Raw genomic sequence first — 15,981 nt, forward strand, 5'->3', positions numbered from 1 at the left:
GCGTCACCCCGCGGTGGTAGGAGTGGAAAGGCCCACCCGCGGGGTGTCCCGCGAGGTCTCGGCCTTGATGTGGAAGCGGATGGACTTCGCGGCGCTGAAGCACTCGCGCATCGGGCGCACGAGGTCCCGGTGCTCCTCGGTCCGCTCCCAGGCGACGAAGTCGTCCAGCGAGCGCCACTCGCTGGTGATCAGCCACTGCTCCGGGTCGGTGGAGGACTGGCAGACCTGGTCGCGCACGTGCCCGGGGACGCCGTCGGCGACCAGGTGGCGGATCTGCTCGTACGCCTTGAGGAAGTCCTCCCGGCGCTCCTCCTTGACGGTGATGAGGAAGAGCACGCGGCCCTGTGCCGCGCCCTCGTCGACCGGCATGGCGGTCTCCTTCCGGGTCGTGGTGGTCGTGGGTGGTCGTGCGTGGTCGTGCCGATCAGTCGTGCGTGTCGTGCCGATCAGTCGTGCCGATCAGTCGTGCGTGGTCGTGCGGGTCGGTCGTGCGGATCAGGAGTGCGCGCGCAGCAGGACGGCACTGTTGAAGCCGTCGAAGCCGCGGGCGCCGATCAGCGCGGTACGCACCTCGGTGGCCCGCTCCTCGCGGACGAAGGCCAGCTCGCAGCCGTCCGCCGGACGCTCCGGGCCCGCCGTGGGCGGGATCAGGCCGTAATCCATGGCGAGCACCGCGGTGGCCGCGTCCAGGGCGCTGCCGCCCTGGTAGAGGCGGCCGGTGAGCGGCTTCTGGGTGGTGACGGCGGCCGGGCCGGCGTCGCCGAACACCGCGCGCAGCGCCTCGACCTCGGTGCGGTCGTAGCCGGGCAGGCCCACCGCGTCCGGGAAGGTCAGGTCGACGTCCCCCGGGGTGAGGCCGGCCCGTTCGACCGCGGTGCCGAGCGCCCGGGCGTACTGGCGGACGGAGCCGCTGCTGGTCCGGGAGGCGGCGACAGCGTCCTGGGTGGCGGCCCAGCCGGCGATCTCGGCGCGGATCCGGGCGCCGCGGGCGAGCGCGTGGTCGAGGTCCTCGACCACGAACACCACACCGCCCTCGCCCGGCACGTAGCCGGCCGCCCGCTCGTCGAACGGCAGGTAGGCGGCGGCCGGATCGGTGCCGGTGTACAGCCGGCCGCTGCGCTGCTGGCAGGCGAGCGCGTACGGGCCGAGCGGCGCCTCGGTGCCGCCGGCCAGCACCACGTCGGCGCCCCGGCGGACCAGCCGGGCGGCGTGCGCCAGCGAGTCCAGACCGCCGGCGCCCTCCGAGACGAGGACGCTGGACGGGCCCTTGGCCTGGTGCTTGATGGCCAGCTGGCCGACGGTCGCGGCGTAGAACCAGGCGATCGACTGGTAGGCGCCGACGGTCCGCGAGGTGTCCGGCTGCCAGAGCCGCTGGAGCTCGCGCTGGCCGAACTGGTTGCCGCCGGAGGAGCTGGCGAGGGCCACCGACATCTTGTAGGGCTCGACCGTCGACGGGTCCAGCTCGGCCTCGCCGAAGGCCAGTTCGGCCGCCGCGTAGGCGAGGTGGGTCCACCGGTCGGTCTGCACCTGGAGCCGGCGCTCGACGTACTGGCTGACGTCGAACTCCGGGACCTCGCCGGCCAGCGTGGTCTCGTACTGGCCGGCGTCGAAGAGCGTGATCGGGCCGATCGCGCTCTCGCCGCCGAGGACCGTCTTCCAGTGCGCCTCGCTGCCGATGCCGCTCGGCGCGACCACGCCGACGCCGGTGATGACGGCGCGTCGCGTGCTCATCGGCCCCTCCCCAGCTTGGCGAAGAGCATCGCGGACTGGAAGCCGCCGAAGCCGCTGCCGACCGAGAGGGCCGCGCCCACCCGCACCTCGCGGGCGGTGTTGGGCGTGTAGTCGAGGTCGCACTCGGGGTCGCGGTTCTGCCAGTTGGCGGTCGGCGGGACGACCCCGCGGTCGACGGCCAGCGCGCAGGCGGCCATCTCGATCGCGCCGATCGCGCCCAGCGAGTGGCCGACCATCGACTTGATCGAGCTGATCGGCACCCCGTAGGCGGCGTGGCCGAGCGAGCGCTTGAAGGCACCGGTCTCGTGCCGGTCGTTCTGCCTGGTCCCGGAGCCGTGGGCGCTGATGTAGCCGATGTCCTCCGGGTTGAGCCGGGACTGGCGCAGCGTCTCGGTGATCGCCTCGGACATCTCCAGGCCGTCCGGGCGCAGACCGGTCATGTGGAAGGCGTTGCCGCGGTTGGCGTAGCCGACCACCTCGCAGTAGATCCGGGCGCCGCGCCGGCGGGCGTGCTCCAGCTCCTCCAGGACGAGCACCGCGCAGCCCTCGCCGAGCACGAAGCCGTGCCGGTCCCGGTCGAACGGCCGGGAGGCGTGCGCCGGGTCGTCGTTGTCCGGGGTGGTGGCCTTGATGGCGTCGAAGGAGGCGACGGTGACCGGGGAGATCGGCGAGTCCGAGGCCCCGGTGATCATCACCTCGGCCTCGCCGTCCACCAGCAGCTGGTAGGCGTGGCCGATGGCGTCGATGCCGGAGGTGCAGCCGGTGGAGACGACCACCGCCGGGCCGTGCGCCCCGTGCCGGACCGCCACGTCGGCGGCCAGGCTGCTCGGGATCAGGCCCTGGTAGAGGAACGGGCTGGTGACGTCGGGGTCGACCAGCCAGTTCCGGCCGGAGTCGCTGGCGACGACGAACTCGTCCTCCAGGACGATGGTGCCGCCGACCGCCGAGCCGAGCACCACACCGGTGAGGTCCCGGGTGCGCTCGTCGAGCACCAGCCCGGCGTCCTGCACCGCCTCCTGGGAGGCGGCCAGCGCGAACTGCACGTAGCGGTCGGCGCGGCGCAGCTCCAGCGGGGTGAGCCCGGCGGCGGCGCCGTCGAAGTCGGCCTCGGCGGCGATCTGCGAGCGGAAGGCGGAGGGGTCGAAGGCGGAGATCCGACGGGTCGCGGTGCGGCCCGAGGTGATCAGCTCCCAGAAGGTCTCCCGGGTGGTGCCGCCGGGCGCCACCACCCCGATCCCGGTGACCACGACGCGGCGGTCGCCCGCGGGCGGGGAGGCGGTCATCGCTCCCCCCGCACTATGTGGCCCTCGGCCTTGGTGCCCGGGCCGTCCTCGGTGTCGACGTGGCCGAGCTCGGGGGACGGCGCCAGCGGGCCGAGGTGGAAGACCGCGAAGGCCTCCTCGGAACCGGTGTTGCGCAGCCGGTGGCGGATGTCCTTGGGGATCAGCACGCCCTGGCCGGCGAACAGTTCGAAGGGCTTGTCGTCCAGGTCGAGGGTCAGCTCGCCGCGGACGAGGAGCAGGAACTCCTCGCTGTACGGGTGGTAGTGCTCACTGATCCGCTCCCCCGGCTGGAGCCGGGCGATCCCCATGAAACCGGAGGTCGCGCCGCAGGTGGCGGGCGAGAGCACCGCGCGGGTCTCGCCACCGCGCTTGCGGTTGGCGGGGACGTCGTCGGCGGAAATGATGCGGATGTTCCTGGCGGCCACGGCGCTCACTCCTTGTCGGCGGGGACGGCGGCGTTCGGGACGGTCGAACCGGCGGCGAGGGCCTCGATCTTCTGCCGGATGATCTCCAGCTGCACGGGCGAGTTGATGTTCAGCCGCTCGGTCATGCCCTGGTCGTCGACCGGGGCGACGGGCTTCATGGAGAAGTCCTGGATCCAGGTCATCCGGACACCGCCCTCGGGCAGCTCCTCGTACCGCCAGTGGATCTGCATGTAGGCGAACGGGCCGGTCTCCACCCGGTGGGCGTGGACGGTGCGGTTGGCGACGTTGACGGTGCGGTCGCTGACCCAGCTCCAGATCCGGCCCTCCTCGTCCGGGTGCATGGTGAGCCGGAACCGGACGGTCTCACCGCGGCGCTCGACGATCTCGGCGGACGCGTACTCGGTGAACAGCTCCGGCCAGCCGGCGACGTCGTTGGTGACGTCCCAGACGAGCTTGAGCGGGGCCTGGATGACGATGCTGTTCTCGGTGTGCCCGGCCATCGCTCAGCCCACCGTCCCGGCGGACTGCAGCTCGGCGACGATCTGGTCGACGCTGAGGGCGACGGCGCCGTCCGGGACCTTCAGGCCGTAGCGGTCGGCGATCACCGCCTCCAGCTCCAGCACGGCCAGCGAGTCGAGGCCGAGCTCCTCCAGGGGGACGTGCCGGGAGCCCTCGAACACGTCCGGCGCCGCGCCGGCGCTGGTGATGAGGACGTTCTCGATCTCCTCCGCGGTGACGACGATGGTCGTCCCGCCGGCCTGGTGGTCGGTCATGGTGCTGCCTCTCGTTTCTCCGGTGTAGGGACTGCTCCTGGGCCTCGCGGCGCGGCCGGTCGGGGTGAACGGGCCCCGGTCGGCCGGCGCCGCCGGCGGAGGGCGGCTCACCGACCTTCGGTGCCGGACTCCCAGGTGTAGAAGCACTGGGCGACCGCGTCCTGCGGCGAGCGCCAGGTGGCCAGGTAGGGCGAGATGAACGGGAGGAGCCGTTCGCTGACCCGGGCGAACTCCGGGTGCCGGCGGGCGGCGTCGACCGCGGCCGCTCCGGGGTCCTCGGTCTCCAGCAGGTGGACGTAGGCGTCGCCCAGCCGGTACAGCGAGCGGTGGGTGACGCCGGCGAGCCGGGGAAGTTCGGTCTCGTCCGACTCACCGAAGACGCGGGCGACCTCGTCCTCCGCGCCGGGCAGCATCCGGGCGATGATCAGTGTGCGGTGCATGCGGGCTCCCCTCGGGGTGCGGGCTTGCTGGGGGGGTGGGTGTGCTGACGTGCGCTTTTGCGGTACAGCCGGCTCAGTGCTGCGGGCGGCCGACCGGCTGGATGGCGCCGATGTCGAGCAGGATCCGGGGCACGTTGTCGCCGATCCAGGACTCGACGACGCGGCCGTCGACGACCCGGTGGCAGGACATCTCGTGCACGGTGACCGGCCTGCCGGTCGGCGGGATGTCGAACAGCTGCCCCTGGTGGGTGCCGCGGGTGGTGAACCGGGCGTAGACGCGGTCGCCGTCGCCGGCCACGTCCTCCACGGTCACGTGGACGTCCGGGAAGGCGTTGCGCCAGAGCAGTACGGCCTCCCGGAAGGAGTCCGGGCCGGGGGGCATCGGGGGCAGGCCGGGAGCGTGCACCACGTAGTCCTCGGCGAAGCGGTCGCCGATGGCGGCGAGGTCGCCGTCGTTGAACGCCCGCTCGGTCAGGTCGCGGATGAGGGCCTTGTTGGCCTCCACCACATCGATGGACGAGGTCATGACAGTCCTTTGCTCGGCGGACGGCCCCGGCCGGTGCGCGGCCGAGGGCGGTCCGGAAGGGCGGGGGGCGGCGGCCGGCCCGCGCGGTGCGGGGAGGCTCCGGGGGCCGGCCGGGTGCGCGGCGCGGGGTGCGGGAGGCGCGGGCGCCGGGAACGGACCGGTCAGATGAGCGCGGCGAGGACGAAGCAGGCCGCCGCGCCGATCGCGCCCATGGTCCGGGTCTCGTGCGCCAGGTGCCAGCGGCGGCGCTTGCCGCGCCAGGCGGCGTCGCTGTCGCGGTACGGGCTCCAGCGCTCGATCTGGCGCCAGATCGGCCGGTTGACACCCTCGGAGGCGACCGCGACGGTCGCCATGCCGACGGTGCCGGCCGCGTACAGCACCTTGGCCACCTTGCTCTCCGCGCGGACGGCCTTGGTCGCCCCGACGGTGGCGGTGGCGAGGCCGTTCCAGAAGGCGATGGGGTGGAACACGTGCATGTCGATGAGCTGGCACGTGTTGACGTAACGGTCGTAGGGCAGCGAGTTCAGCATCGGCAGGATCGAGGTCTTCATGATCCAGAGCGTGCCGAGCTGGACGCTGGACGACGTCACCAGCCAGAGGTTCGAATTGTCCTTCATGTCTTTCATATCGATTCCTCGAATCGATCCGGGATCGCGGGACGGCTGCCGCGCCGATGCGGCGAACCGGGGCGGGGTCGCCCGATGCGAGAGACACGGGACCCCGGGGGCCGGGGCATCTCGGCCCCCGGGGCTGCCCCGCCGCCCCATCCTTGCCGCCGGGTGGTCCCAGTGTCAGGAGGCATCCGTCTCCACCGGGCTGGGACGTCGCCCCGGCGGCCACGGACCGCGTCCCGGCCGTTCCGGGTCGTCCGCCCAGCCGGTTCGTTGCACCAACCGCCCGTCCTCCGGGCCATGTTGACGCGCCCACCGGACGCACCCTACGGTGCGAGCGGGCACTCACTCACAGAACGCCCGAGGGCCTCGACCACCCCGCCGCGCCGAACGGCCGGCGGACATCCCAGGAGGTGCCGAGCCGATGACGATCGATGTGCACGGCCACATCACGTCGCCCGAACTCTTCCGCCGCTTCCCCATGCCGCCGAGCCTCGCCGACGTCGACGGCATGGTGGAGCTCAAGGCGGCGGCCGGGATCACCATGTCCCTGGTCGGCAGTCCCGTCGGCGCGGGCACCATGGTGCGCACGCCCGGCCTGGACAACTACCGCCAGCCGCTGGACACCCTCGAACGCTTCCATGACTGGCTGGGCGAGCAGGTCAGGGCCCGGCCCACGGCGCTGCGCGGCTACGTCTACACCAACCCGCTCGGCTCCGACACCGAACTCGCCGCCGCCGCCAAGCGGTTGGAACAGGACGAGTTCGTCGGGCTGATGGTCAACTCCAGCATCGCGGGACGGTTCCTGGACACGCCGCAGGCCGACGCGTTCTTCGCGATGGCCGCGCAGTACCGCACCCCGGTGATGCTGCACCCGCCGGCCGAACCAGCCGGGGCCGGGGAACTGGACGACCTGCGACTGGTCGAACAGATCGCCCGGCCGTGCGACGTCACGCTCGGGACGGCGGCGGTGCTGTTCGCCGGGTGGCTGGAGAAGTACCCGGAGCTGCGGATCGTCGCCCCGGTCTGCGGCGGCGGGCTGCCGCTGCTGCTGGAGCGGCTGGAGCTGGCCCGGCGGATGCCGGTCACCTTCGGCCGGCCCGGCGGCGCTCCGGGCGGACCTCCCGGTGGGCCTCCCGGCGGTGCGCCGGGCGGTGCGCCCGGCGGCGCTCCGGGCGGACCTCCGCCGGGGGTCGGCGGGCCCGGCGCGGGCGGTCCCGGCGGACCGGGGACCGGTGGGCCCGGCGGGCCACCGGCCGGGCCGGTCGTGCCGCCGCTGGCCGAGGCCCTGCGAAGGGTCTTCGTCGACACCGCGACCCCGAGCCTGCGCGCCGTGGCCGCCGCCGTCGACGCCTTCGGGGTCGGGAACGTGATGTTCGGTACCGACTCCCCGCCGATGAGCGCGCCGCTGGACGCCTCGCTGACCCGGCTGACCGGGCTCGGCCTGGCCCCCGCCGACGTCGCGCGGATCCGGCACGACAACGCCGCCGCACTGTTCGGCCTGCCCGCCGCGCCCGCCGCGGCCTGAGGCCGACCCGGCCCCGCACCGCGCGGGCCCGGTCAAGACGCCGACCGAGCGGACCCGGACAGCACCGGGCCCGGACTCATCACCCCTCGGCTCCCCACATCTGACGATGCGTCAGATTCCGTGCACCACCGACCCGCGACAGGGAGGTGCTGTCATGACGGCAGCCGCACCGACCCCACCGCCCGGCCCGCCCGGCGGACGCCCCGGCGGCGGACCGCCCCCCGGCGCCGGCGGACCGCCTCCGGGCTTCGGTCCACCCCCAGGGGTTGGCGGACCGCCCCCGGGATTCGGACCGCCGCCGGGGGTCGGCGGACCGCCCCCCGGATTCGCCGCCCCGCCCCGGCCCGCGCCCGAACGCGTCCCCGCCGACCGGGAGTTCCTCGGCAGCCGGGTCCTGCTGGTCGGCGGCTACGGCAGCATCGGTGCCGCCGTCGCCGAGGACCTCGCCGCCCAGGGCGCCCGGGTCGCCGTGGCCGGCCGCTCGCTGAAGAAGGCCGAGGAGACCGCCGAACGGCTCGCCCCGCTGGCGACCCGCGGCGGCACGGTGGTCCCGCACGCCGTCGACGTCGCCGACCGCGCCGACGTGGACCGCCTGGTGGCGGCCGTGACCGCCGACTGGGGCGGCGTCGACGTCCTGGTGAACTGCGCCAGCGCGCTGGTCACCGTCGGCGCCGAGACCATCTCCGAGGAGGACTGGCGCACCATCGTCGACACCAACCTGCTGGGCGCCTTCTGGCTCTCCCAGTCGGTCGGCCGGGCGATGATCGCGGCCGGCGGCGGGCGGATCGTCCACCTCTCCTCGGTGCGCGGCAAGTTCGGCGCCCGGCGCGGCTTCAGCGCGTACGGCGCCAGCAAGGCCGGCCTCGACCTGCTGGTCAAGCAGTTGGCCGCGGAATGGGGCCGGCACGGGATCGCGGTGAACGCGGTCGCCCCCGGCTTCGTGCGCACCGACTTCGTCCAGGAGAACGCGAGCAACCCGGAGTTCATGCGGATGGTGCTCGGCCGGATCCCGCTCGGCCGCACCGCCGAACTGCACGAGGTGGCCGACGCGGTCACCTTCCTCGCCTCACCGCGCGCCGGCTTCATCAGCGGCCAGGTGCTGTACGTGGACGGCGGCGTCACCGCCAGCCAGTGAGACCGCCCGCCCCGCCCCACACCCACCGAGGGCCGAGCCCGGCCCGGGAAAACGTCAGGAGACGACCATGAGCACGTGGCACGCGCTTTTCTACCCGCTGCTGCCGGGCAGCGAGGACATCGTCAAGGATCTGTTCCGCAAGAGCGGCCGCCCGGACTTCGACGTCAAGACCCCCGACGGCACGACGGTCGGCAAGCTGCTCGGCACCCAGGCCTTCGTGGGCAAGGAGTTGGCCGTCCGGGTGATCGAGATCGAGGGCCCGCTGCCGCTGGTGGCCGCGCACATGAGCCAGCAGCCCGCCGTCCGCGACTTCGAGCGCGAGCTGGAGAAGCACCTCGCCGTCCCGCGCGACATGACCACCCGCGAGGGCGCGCAGGCGTTCTTCCGGCTGGCCTCGATGGAGAACGTGCTCTCCCGCCGGCACGACCAGCCGATCGAGGGTGAGTGAGATGAAGGTCGGAATCGGACTCCCCACCTCGCTGGCCGGCGCGGCCGGCGCCGACGTGGTCGCCTGGGCCCGGCTCGCCGAGCAGGCCGGCTTCTCCACGCTCGGCACCATCGACCGTCTGGTGCACAGCAGTTGGGAACCGCTCACCACGCTGGCCGCGGCCGCCGCGGTGACCGAGCGGATCGGCCTGGCGACCAGCATCCTCATCTCGCCGCTGCGCAACAACACCGCGCTGCTGGCCAAGCAGGCGGCCACCGTGGACCGGCTCTCCGGCGGCCGGCTCACCCTCGGCATGGCGGTCGGCTCGCGCCCGGACGACTTCGAGGCCGGCCAGGTCGAGAAGGCCGGCCGGGGCGCCCGGACCGGTACCCAGGTGGCCGAGCTGCGCCGGCACTGGGCCGACGCCCAGTCCGGCAAGGAACCCGCCGTCGGCCCGGCCCCGGTCCGTCCGAACGGGCCCGAGCTGATCCTGGGTGGGCACTCGCCGGCCGCCGTGGCGCGGGCGGCCCGGCTCGCCGACGGCTGGATCGGCGGCGGCACCGGCCCGATGATGTTCGCCCAGGGTGCCCAGGCGGTGCGCGAGCAGTGGGCCGCCGAGGGCCGGGAGGGGGCGCCCCGCATGGTGGCGCTCGCCTACTTCGCGCTCGGCGAGGACGCCGGCAAGCACACCGAGGGCTATCTGCGGTCGTACTACCGGGACGCCGGGCCGTTCGTCGAGCACATCCTGCGCGGCGCGGCCGACAACCCGGGCAAGCTGCGCGGGCTGGTCGGCAAGTACGCCGAGGTGGGCTGCGACGAGCTGCTGCTGATGCCCTGCGCCGGGGACCTCGGGCAGGTGGCCGCGGCGGCCCAGGTGCTGGGTCTCCAGGGCTGACGGCGGTCGGAGCACGGGGAGGGGCGGGTGGCCACGGGCCGCCCGCCCCTCCCCGTCGTCGCACGCCCCCTGTCACGGGCCCCGCACCGCGCTCCTCGGGCCTCCGGGCACGCGAAGGCCCGCCGCCCGGCACTGCTCGCCGGGCGACGGGCCGGTCAGCGGGTCGACCGGTCGGCGGGTCAGCGGCTCTTGGACCGGCCCCGCGTCGGTGCGGCCGCCGGCTGGGCCGGGGCCAGCGTCCGCCAGAGCTCACGGACGAAGGACTCCGCCTCGCGCAGCGGCTCGGAGCCGGCGCCCGGGGCGGCGAACACCCCCCCGTACGCGGCCAGGTAGCAGGCACCGAGGAGCAGCTGGGCCGTCGCCACCGGATCGGCGTCCCGGCTGACCAGGTCCTCCCGCTGGGCCCGGCGCAGGTAGTCGGCCAGCAGCTCGACGGCCCGGTGCGGCCCCGCGTTGTTGGCCCGCATCCACTCCCGGTGCCGGTCGAGCAGCTTGGGTTCGGCGAAGACCGACAGCAGCATCGGCATCGAGGCGCGGTAGAACGCGAGCGCCTCCTCGGCCACCTCCTGGAGGGAGGCCCGCACCTCGCCCTCGCTGCCGATCTCCTCGGGAAGGGCCCGCAGCACCGGCAGCAGGCCGGGCAGCCGCTCGGCGAGGACGGCCAGGAAGACGTCCTCCTTGCTGCGGAAGTGCCGGTAGATGGTGCCCTCGGAACAGCCCGCCACCTCGGCGATCTCCTTGGTGGTGCACCGGGCGAGGCCGAGGTCCCGGATCACCCGCTCGGCGGCGTCGACGATCTGCTCGCGCATACTCATGAAGGCTCCGAAGGGACGGGGCGGCCGGCTCCCGACCGGACCGCGGCTGCGGAGGGGCACCCGAAGGATAGCGCGTAGGTGAGTACCCGCTCACCGGTTTCGTCCGGCGCGCCCACCGGCGCCACCGGCGCGCCGGCCCCGCCGCCCACGGGGGGCGGCGGGGCCGGCGAGGAGTGCTTCAGCGGCGGCACCGCTCAGCGCGGCGGCCCGGCGGGCCCGCCCACACCGGGCGGCGGCCCGACCAGCTGCACACCGAGCGGCGCCAACTCGCCCAGCAGCCGGGCGAAGTCCGGCGGGCCCTGGAGCGGCGGCGGCAGCTCCAGGCTGGTGGCCGGCTCGCCGGTCTTGAAGAACCACTCCTCGAAGCCGGCCGGGGTGCCGAGCACCAGGAAGCGGGTGCCCTCGGTCTCCACCCGGTACTGGTGGGCGATGCCGCGCGGCGCGAAGACCGTCGCACCCGGGCCGACCTTGTGCTCGTCGTCGCCGATCCGCAACACCATCTCACCCTCCTGGACGATGAAGAACTCGTCCTCGCGGGTGTGCAGGTGGACCGGCGAGGCGTAGCCCGCCGGGGAGAGCTGCTCGGCGAGCCAGAACTGCCCGTTGGTCTCGGCGCCGGTGGCCTTGAACTGCAGCAGCGCGCCCACGTGCCAGATGGCGCGGCCCTCGTCGGGCTGCTTCACGAACGGTTGGGACGTCACTCGGTTCCTCCTCGGTCGGCGGGCCCGCGCTCGGGCCCGGCAGCACAGCGGTACGGAAACTGATCGATCGTCAGCGCGGCGCGCCGGCGGCGCTCTTCACCAGTCCGGTGGCGCGCACGGCGGCGGCCACCTGGTCCGGGCCGGGGGCGAAGGCGTCCTCCAGCTCGGGGCTGAACGGCACCGGCGCGTGCGGCCCGGTGACCATCCTGACCGGCCCGCGCAGGGCGGCGAAACGGTCCTGCGCGACCTGTGCGGCGATGTCGGTGGCCAGGCTGCAGCGCGGGTGGGCCTCGTCCACCACGACCAGCCGCCCGGTCCGCTCGACACTGCCGTAGATGGTCGAGGTGTCCAGCGGCGACAGCGTCCGGGGGTCGATCACCTCGATCTGCAGGCCCTCGGCGGCCAGTTGCTCGGCGGCGGCCAGCGCGACCGAGACCATCCGGCCGATCGCGACCACCGTGCAGTCCGTCCCGGGCCGGACCACCTTGGCCGAGCCGAACGGGATCGCGTACGGCTCCTCGGGCACGCCGCCGGGCGCGAAGTAGAGCATCTTGTGCTCCAGGAACAGCACCGGGTCGTCGTCCACCAGGGCCTGCGCCATCAGCCCCTTGGCGTCGTACGCGTTGGACGGCGCGACCACCTTGATGCCGGGCAGGTGGACGAAGAGCGGGTGCAGCGCCTGCGAGTGCTGGGCGCCGCGGCGCAGGCCGGTCCCCCACATCGCGCGCAGCACCAGCGGCACCGAGACCTTGCCGCCGGCCATGTAGCGCAGCTTGGCGGCCTGGTTGGCGATCTGGTCGAAGCAGACCGTGGCGAAGTCGACGAAGAGCAGGTCGACCACCGGCCGCAGGCCGGTCGCGGCGGCGCCGACCGCGGCGCCGACGAAGGCCGCCTCGGTGATCGGCATGTCGAGCACCCGGTCCGGGAATTCGAGGTGCAGGCCCTTGGTCGGCCCCCAGGCGTTGGTGCTGTCCTCGCCCATCAGGACCACCGAGCGGTCGAAGCGCATCTGCTGCGCCAGCGCCTCGCCGATGGCCTGCTGGTAGGTGATCGTGCGCATGGGACTCCCTCCTCGGGGCGGGTCAGCGGGTGTAGACGTGGTCGAGCAGGCTGCGCGGGTCGACCGTGAAGGGCTCCGAGGCGGCCGCGACGGCGGCCTCGACCAGGGCGGTGGCGTCCCGGTCGAGCCGGTCCAGCTCGAAGGCGGCCGGCCCGGCCACGGTGCCGTCGGCGATCCGGGAGCGGAGCAGCAGCAGCGGGTCGGACTCGGTGCGCAGCCGCTCCGGGTCGGCGACCGGCCGGTAGGACTGGTCGTCCCAGAGCTCCATGTGGCCGTGGAAGCGCTCGGCCCGGAACTCCAGCACGGTCGGCCCCTCGCCGGCCCGGGCGCGCCGGACGGCCTCGGTGGTGGCGGCGTGCACGGCGAGCACGTCGTAGCCGTCCACCACCTCGCCGGGGATCCCGAAGCCGGCCGCGCGCTGGGCCATGTCGGTGCCGGAGAAGTGCGCCGCGGCCGGGGTGGCCTGGGCGTAGCCGTTGTTCTCGATCGCGAAGATCACCGGCAGGTCGAGCATCCGGGCCAGCACCAGGCTCTCCAGCACGGCGCCCTGGTTGGCGCCGCCGTCGCCGGTGAAGGCCACCGCGACCTGGCCGGTGCCCTGCTGACGAGCCGTCAGCGCGGCGCCGCAGGCGAGCGGGACGCCGCCGCCGGCGAGGCCGTTGGCGCCGAGCATGCCGCGGTCGAAGTCCGCGATGTGCATCGAGCCGCCCTTGCCGCCGCAGATGCCGTCCGGTCGGCCGTGCAGCTCCTTCATCATCGCCTCGACGTCGCAGCCCTTGGCGATCGCGTGTCCGTGACCGCGGTGGGTGCTGGCGAGGTAGTCGTCCGGAGCGAGGGCCGCGCAGACGCCCGCCGCGACGGCCTCCTGCCCGCTGTAGAGGTGGACCGCGCCGGGGAGGTTCTTCGCCAGCCCGTGCAGACGGTCCTCGAAGGCCCGGATCACGCTCATCGTCCGGTAGATCTCGGCGATCTGATCGAGCGTCAGATCGGTGGTGCGGGATGTGCCCATGGGTCGCCTCCTCGGCTCTCCGGGGGACGGCCGGCGGGGCGCCGCGCGCCTCGTTCGCCGGTCGTTCTGGTGGCCCGACTCCATGAGGGTAAGTGCTCACTCACATGGGTGCAACCAAGTGTCCGAATCCGTCACCGCCCCCTCCCCCACCCGGCACTCCCACCCTTGCGCCCTGCGCAACCACGCCCCTAAGGTCTTGTCCCGGGTGGATTGGGATCACGGCATAGAAACGAACGACGGACCGATACTGCGCGGTCCGCCGTGCCAGTTTTCGGACATGCCTCAGGAATTCCTATTCCCCGCGCCAGGAACGCCCGTGCACAGTGGGTAAGACGCGAGCGACGGGGGGATCTCAGGAACCATGCTGGACCAGATACTCAAATCCTCCGGCAGGGCCGACCGAAGACCGACAAACCTGGCCATGAGCGGCGTCGGGGTGCTCGCTCCCCGCGGTGAACGGAACACCTCCGACCGGATCGGACGCCTGGTGAACACCCTGCTCGGGCTGGTCACCGGCATCGGCGCGGCCGGCCTGCCGCCCGACCGGCCACGCCTGCGGCCGGCCGGCCTGCCGGTCGACGAGCCGGAGTCCGACTGTCCGGCCGCCGCCGCCCGACTCGACGAACGCCGCCGCGTCCGCCGCGAGTTGCACGACTCGCTGGCGCCCCGGCTGGCCGCCCTGCACATGCGCATGGAGCTCGCCGGTCTCACCCTGACCGGCGACGCCGACCAGGCCCCGGCCCTGTTGGCCCAGGCCAGGGAGGACGTGAGCACCGCGATCGCGGACGTCCGCCAGGTCATCCGGGACCTCGACACCTCCGAGCCCCGGACCGCCAGGTCCACCGGCACGCTGCGCCAGTTCCTGCACCGGCAGGCCCGCGCCTTCGAGGAGGCCGGAGCCGGCCGGCTCCGGGTCCTCACCGAACTTCCGGCCGCCCTGGACGATTTTCCGACACGTGTCCAGAAAGAATTGAAGAACATCTCCGGCGAGGCCGTCGCCAATGTCGTCCGGCACGCCCGGGCATCGGTCTGCCGGATCTCCGCGTCGATCGGCCCGGAGGGCCTCGACCTTTCCATCGAGGACGATGGGATCGGCATTTCCGGTGACGTGGTCCGCGGAATCGGACTTCCGTCGATGTGTGTACGTACCAGAGAACTCGGCGGCGCTTTCTCGATCGAGACCACGGCCCCGCACGGCACCGTGATCCGGGTCCGCCTGCCGCACTCGGCGCTCGTCGACGGCAGCCGCCGGCGCGACTGAGGCACCCTCGTCCCCTTTTTCCCTCGCCACCGGGCGGTCCAGGAGTCCGTGATCGACCGACCCGCGCCATTTCCCGTGTCCCCGCATGTCCACCGAGTTGACCGTGCTCCCTCACCCTCCCTAAGGAGCCCCCCATGGATCCGGCCGCGCCTCGAAACCTCCGCATCCTGGTCGTCGACGACCACGAGCTGTTCCGGGCGGGTTTGCGCCAACTCCTCGACCGGATCGACTCGCTGACGGTGGTGGGTGAGGCCTCCAGCGGGGCCGACGTGCTCTCCGCCGTCGAGCGGCTCGCACCGGACGTCGTCCTGATGGACATCGGCATGCCCGGCACCGACGGCATCGAGGCGACCCGGACCCTGCTGGCCCGGCACCCCCGGGTGGCGGTGGTGATGCTGACCGCCGACGACAACGACGACTCCATCGTCGCGGCGGTCCGGGCGGGCGCCCGCGGCTACCTGGTCAAGGGGGCCGGCCTGGACGACGTCCGCCGGGCGATCACCGCGGTCAGCCAGGGCGGGGCGCTGTTCGGCCCGGAGGCCGCCGCCCGCCTGCTGGCCCAGGTGCGCCGGCCGACCCCGGAGCGCGAGCCGTTCCCCGACCTCACCCCCCGGGAGATGGCGGTACTGACCATGCTGGCCGACGGCCGCAACAACGCGCACATCGCCAACGAGTTCGGGCTCTCCATGAAGACGGTGCGCAACTACCTCTCCCGGATCTTCAGCAAGCTCCAGGTCGCCGACCGCGCCGAGGCGGCCGTCCGGGCCCGGCGCGCCGGGCTCGGGAGCTGAGCCGGCTGGCCGGCGGGGCTCCCGGGCCGGGCCGCGCCGGCGGTCAGCGCTCCAGCAGCTGCGCCCAGAGCTCCTCCTCGCGCCGGCTCAACGGCTCGGCCTGCGCCCCGGTCCGTTCCGGGTGCCACTCCGGCACTCCCACCGGCGGCAGGACGTCCTCCGGCTTCCGCGGTCCCGGCAGGGCGGAGGGCGAGGTCATCGCCCCCATCGCCAGCCCGAGCCAGATCAGTCCGTCCGCCAGGTAGCGGCCGGCCCGCCGCGCCCACCGGCGCAGCAGAAGACGGCGGTGGGCACGGCGCAGGGCGGTTCGCATCGGAAGGCCTCCGGCGGGACGGCTACGGGGGAAGCGGTGCTACCGCCATCCTGCGGACCGGCCGTCCCACCGTCATGGGTCGGGAATCCCCAACACGCTGGGAACCTTTCCTCCCCCGTCCCCGGCCGCCGCACCCGGCACCGGGGACGGGATCACGGCCGACCTGGGCGCGCCCCCGGCCCACGGGGCGCGCCCCCGTGCCAGGGCCCGTCTTCGAACCCCCGTCGTCCGCCCGGAGGGCGGGCGGGGCGGCGTTG

General features: G+C 73.8%; 20 protein-coding genes. 6 read left to right on the forward strand and 14 right to left on the reverse strand.

All coding sequences use genetic code 11. The annotated features are described in order from the left end of the window. Positions 1-3: 3 nt before the first annotated feature. From ACFP3U_RS30615 to ACFP3U_RS30655, 9 genes are all read right to left on the reverse strand, one after another. On the reverse strand, positions 4-369 hold the full coding sequence (locus tag ACFP3U_RS30615; protein ID WP_380228984.1) for an antibiotic biosynthesis monooxygenase family protein: 366 nt from the start codon (positions 367-369) through the stop codon (positions 4-6). A 126-nt stretch (positions 370-495) separates the two neighbouring features. Next, entirely contained in the window at positions 496-1,731 is a 1,236-nt protein-coding gene (locus ACFP3U_RS30620; protein ID WP_380228985.1) for a beta-ketoacyl synthase N-terminal-like domain-containing protein, read from the reverse strand. Further along, entirely contained in the window at positions 1,728-3,014 is a 1,287-nt protein-coding gene (locus tag ACFP3U_RS30625) for a beta-ketoacyl-[acyl-carrier-protein] synthase family protein (RefSeq protein ID WP_380228986.1), read from the reverse strand. Before ACFP3U_RS30625 ends, ACFP3U_RS30620 begins: the two co-directional genes overlap by 4 nt. Then, on the reverse strand, positions 3,011-3,439 hold the full coding sequence (locus ACFP3U_RS30630) for a cupin domain-containing protein (protein WP_380228987.1): 429 nt from the start codon (positions 3,437-3,439) through the stop codon (positions 3,011-3,013). Before ACFP3U_RS30630 ends, ACFP3U_RS30625 begins: the two co-directional genes overlap by 4 nt. 5 nt (positions 3,440-3,444) lie before the next feature. Then, a complete protein-coding gene (locus ACFP3U_RS30635; protein WP_380228988.1) occupies positions 3,445-3,939 on the reverse strand; it encodes an SRPBCC family protein in 495 nt (164 codons plus the stop codon). A 3-nt stretch (positions 3,940-3,942) separates the two neighbouring features. After that, positions 3,943-4,212 (reverse strand): acyl carrier protein, encoded by a 270-nt coding sequence (locus ACFP3U_RS30640; protein ID WP_380228989.1) that lies wholly within the window; start codon positions 4,210-4,212, stop codon positions 3,943-3,945. Positions 4,213-4,319: 107 nt separating this feature from the next. Continuing rightward, positions 4,320-4,652: a TcmI family type II polyketide cyclase gene (locus ACFP3U_RS30645; protein ID WP_380228990.1), complete on the reverse strand. Its 333-nt coding sequence runs from the start codon at positions 4,650-4,652 to the stop codon at positions 4,320-4,322. Positions 4,653-4,725: 73 nt separating this feature from the next. Then, positions 4,726-5,178 carry an ester cyclase gene (locus ACFP3U_RS30650; protein WP_380228991.1) on the reverse strand — a complete coding sequence of 151 codons (453 nt, stop codon included), beginning with the start codon at positions 5,176-5,178 and terminating at the stop codon, positions 4,726-4,728. A 161-nt stretch (positions 5,179-5,339) separates the two neighbouring features. Then, positions 5,340-5,804: an anthrone oxygenase family protein gene (locus ACFP3U_RS30655; RefSeq protein WP_380228992.1), complete on the reverse strand. Its 465-nt coding sequence runs from the start codon at positions 5,802-5,804 to the stop codon at positions 5,340-5,342. Positions 5,805-6,213: 409 nt separating this feature from the next. Between ACFP3U_RS30655 and ACFP3U_RS30660 the strand changes: the two genes are divergently transcribed. The 4 genes from ACFP3U_RS30660 (at position 6,214) to ACFP3U_RS30675 (ending at position 9,774) form a co-directional block, all read left to right on the forward strand. Next, the gene (locus tag ACFP3U_RS30660; protein WP_380228993.1) at positions 6,214-7,317 is read left to right on the forward strand and encodes an amidohydrolase family protein; all 1,104 of its coding nucleotides are present in this window, start codon (positions 6,214-6,216) and stop codon (positions 7,315-7,317) included. Positions 7,318-7,471: 154 nt separating this feature from the next. Beyond that, positions 7,472-8,452 carry an SDR family NAD(P)-dependent oxidoreductase gene (locus ACFP3U_RS30665; RefSeq protein WP_380228994.1) on the forward strand — a complete coding sequence of 327 codons (981 nt, stop codon included), beginning with the start codon at positions 7,472-7,474 and terminating at the stop codon, positions 8,450-8,452. 67 nt (positions 8,453-8,519) lie between these two features. Next, entirely contained in the window at positions 8,520-8,900 is a 381-nt protein-coding gene (locus tag ACFP3U_RS30670) for a SchA/CurD-like domain-containing protein (protein WP_380228995.1), read from the forward strand. A 1-nt stretch (position 8,901) separates the two neighbouring features. After that, on the forward strand, positions 8,902-9,774 hold the full coding sequence (locus ACFP3U_RS30675) for an LLM class flavin-dependent oxidoreductase (RefSeq protein WP_380228996.1): 873 nt from the start codon (positions 8,902-8,904) through the stop codon (positions 9,772-9,774). 179 nt (positions 9,775-9,953) lie between these two features. Here ACFP3U_RS30675 and ACFP3U_RS30680 read toward each other — a convergent pair whose 3' ends face one another. The 4 genes from ACFP3U_RS30680 to ACFP3U_RS30695 all read right to left on the reverse strand — a co-directional run bounded on the left by ACFP3U_RS30680 (position 9,954) and on the right by ACFP3U_RS30695 (position 13,359). Then, positions 9,954-10,589, reverse strand: a complete 636-nt coding sequence (locus tag ACFP3U_RS30680) for a TetR/AcrR family transcriptional regulator (protein ID WP_380228997.1) — start codon at positions 10,587-10,589, stop codon at positions 9,954-9,956. A gap of 194 nt (positions 10,590-10,783) precedes the next feature. After that, a complete protein-coding gene (locus ACFP3U_RS30685; protein WP_030396600.1) occupies positions 10,784-11,290 on the reverse strand; it encodes a quercetin 2,3-dioxygenase in 507 nt (168 codons plus the stop codon). A gap of 70 nt (positions 11,291-11,360) precedes the next feature. Beyond that, positions 11,361-12,350, reverse strand: a complete 990-nt coding sequence (locus ACFP3U_RS30690; RefSeq protein WP_380228998.1) for an alpha-ketoacid dehydrogenase subunit beta — start codon at positions 12,348-12,350, stop codon at positions 11,361-11,363. A gap of 22 nt (positions 12,351-12,372) precedes the next feature. Next, on the reverse strand, positions 12,373-13,359 hold the full coding sequence (locus ACFP3U_RS30695; protein ID WP_380228999.1) for a thiamine pyrophosphate-dependent dehydrogenase E1 component subunit alpha: 987 nt from the start codon (positions 13,357-13,359) through the stop codon (positions 12,373-12,375). A gap of 421 nt (positions 13,360-13,780) precedes the next feature. On the opposite strand from ACFP3U_RS30695, the gene ACFP3U_RS30700 reads away from it, so the two are divergent. Together ACFP3U_RS30700 and ACFP3U_RS30705 are read left to right on the forward strand one after the other, a co-directional pair. Next, positions 13,781-14,620, forward strand: a complete 840-nt coding sequence (locus ACFP3U_RS30700; RefSeq protein ID WP_380229000.1) for a sensor histidine kinase — start codon at positions 13,781-13,783, stop codon at positions 14,618-14,620. Positions 14,621-14,754: 134 nt separating this feature from the next. After that, entirely contained in the window at positions 14,755-15,411 is a 657-nt protein-coding gene (locus ACFP3U_RS30705; protein WP_380229001.1) for a response regulator, read from the forward strand. A gap of 43 nt (positions 15,412-15,454) precedes the next feature. On the opposite strand, the gene ACFP3U_RS30710 is transcribed toward ACFP3U_RS30705, so the two are convergent. Beyond that, entirely contained in the window at positions 15,455-15,724 is a 270-nt protein-coding gene (locus ACFP3U_RS30710) for a hypothetical protein (protein WP_380229002.1), read from the reverse strand. Between the last annotated feature and the right edge of the window lie 257 nt (positions 15,725-15,981).

Source organism: Kitasatospora misakiensis (assembly GCF_042656005.1).
In the GTDB taxonomy this organism is placed as follows: Bacteria; Actinomycetota; Actinomycetes; order Streptomycetales; family Streptomycetaceae; genus Kitasatospora; species Kitasatospora misakiensis.

Excerpts from the sequence above, each read along its gene's own strand:
- ACFP3U_RS30615 (WP_380228984.1), bottom strand. The coding sequence starts at position 369 with ATGCCGGTCGACGAGGGCGCGGCACAGGGCCGCGTGCTCTTCCTCATC.
- ACFP3U_RS30620 (WP_380228985.1), bottom strand. The coding sequence starts at position 1,731 with ATGAGCACGCGACGCGCCGTCATCACCGGCGTCGGCGTGGTCGCGCCG.
- ACFP3U_RS30625 (WP_380228986.1), bottom strand. The coding sequence starts at position 3,014 with ATGACCGCCTCCCCGCCCGCGGGCGACCGCCGCGTCGTGGTCACCGGG.
- ACFP3U_RS30635 (WP_380228988.1), bottom strand. The coding sequence starts at position 3,939 with ATGGCCGGGCACACCGAGAACAGCATCGTCATCCAGGCCCCGCTCAAG.
- ACFP3U_RS30640 (WP_380228989.1), bottom strand. The coding sequence starts at position 4,212 with ATGACCGACCACCAGGCCGGCGGGACGACCATCGTCGTCACCGCGGAG.
- ACFP3U_RS30645 (WP_380228990.1), bottom strand. The coding sequence starts at position 4,652 with ATGCACCGCACACTGATCATCGCCCGGATGCTGCCCGGCGCGGAGGAC.
- ACFP3U_RS30650 (WP_380228991.1), bottom strand. The coding sequence starts at position 5,178 with ATGACCTCGTCCATCGATGTGGTGGAGGCCAACAAGGCCCTCATCCGC.
- ACFP3U_RS30655 (WP_380228992.1), bottom strand. The coding sequence starts at position 5,804 with ATGAAAGACATGAAGGACAATTCGAACCTCTGGCTGGTGACGTCGTCC.
- ACFP3U_RS30660 (WP_380228993.1), top strand. The coding sequence starts at position 6,214 with ATGACGATCGATGTGCACGGCCACATCACGTCGCCCGAACTCTTCCGC.
- ACFP3U_RS30665 (WP_380228994.1), top strand. The coding sequence starts at position 7,472 with ATGACGGCAGCCGCACCGACCCCACCGCCCGGCCCGCCCGGCGGACGC.
- ACFP3U_RS30670 (WP_380228995.1), top strand. The coding sequence starts at position 8,520 with ATGAGCACGTGGCACGCGCTTTTCTACCCGCTGCTGCCGGGCAGCGAG.
- ACFP3U_RS30675 (WP_380228996.1), top strand. The coding sequence starts at position 8,902 with ATGAAGGTCGGAATCGGACTCCCCACCTCGCTGGCCGGCGCGGCCGGC.
- ACFP3U_RS30680 (WP_380228997.1), bottom strand. The coding sequence starts at position 10,589 with ATGAGTATGCGCGAGCAGATCGTCGACGCCGCCGAGCGGGTGATCCGG.
- ACFP3U_RS30690 (WP_380228998.1), bottom strand. The coding sequence starts at position 12,350 with ATGCGCACGATCACCTACCAGCAGGCCATCGGCGAGGCGCTGGCGCAG.
- ACFP3U_RS30695 (WP_380228999.1), bottom strand. The coding sequence starts at position 13,359 with ATGGGCACATCCCGCACCACCGATCTGACGCTCGATCAGATCGCCGAG.
- ACFP3U_RS30700 (WP_380229000.1), top strand. The coding sequence starts at position 13,781 with ATGAGCGGCGTCGGGGTGCTCGCTCCCCGCGGTGAACGGAACACCTCC.
- ACFP3U_RS30705 (WP_380229001.1), top strand. The coding sequence starts at position 14,755 with ATGGATCCGGCCGCGCCTCGAAACCTCCGCATCCTGGTCGTCGACGAC.
- ACFP3U_RS30710 (WP_380229002.1), bottom strand. The coding sequence starts at position 15,724 with ATGCGAACCGCCCTGCGCCGTGCCCACCGCCGTCTTCTGCTGCGCCGG.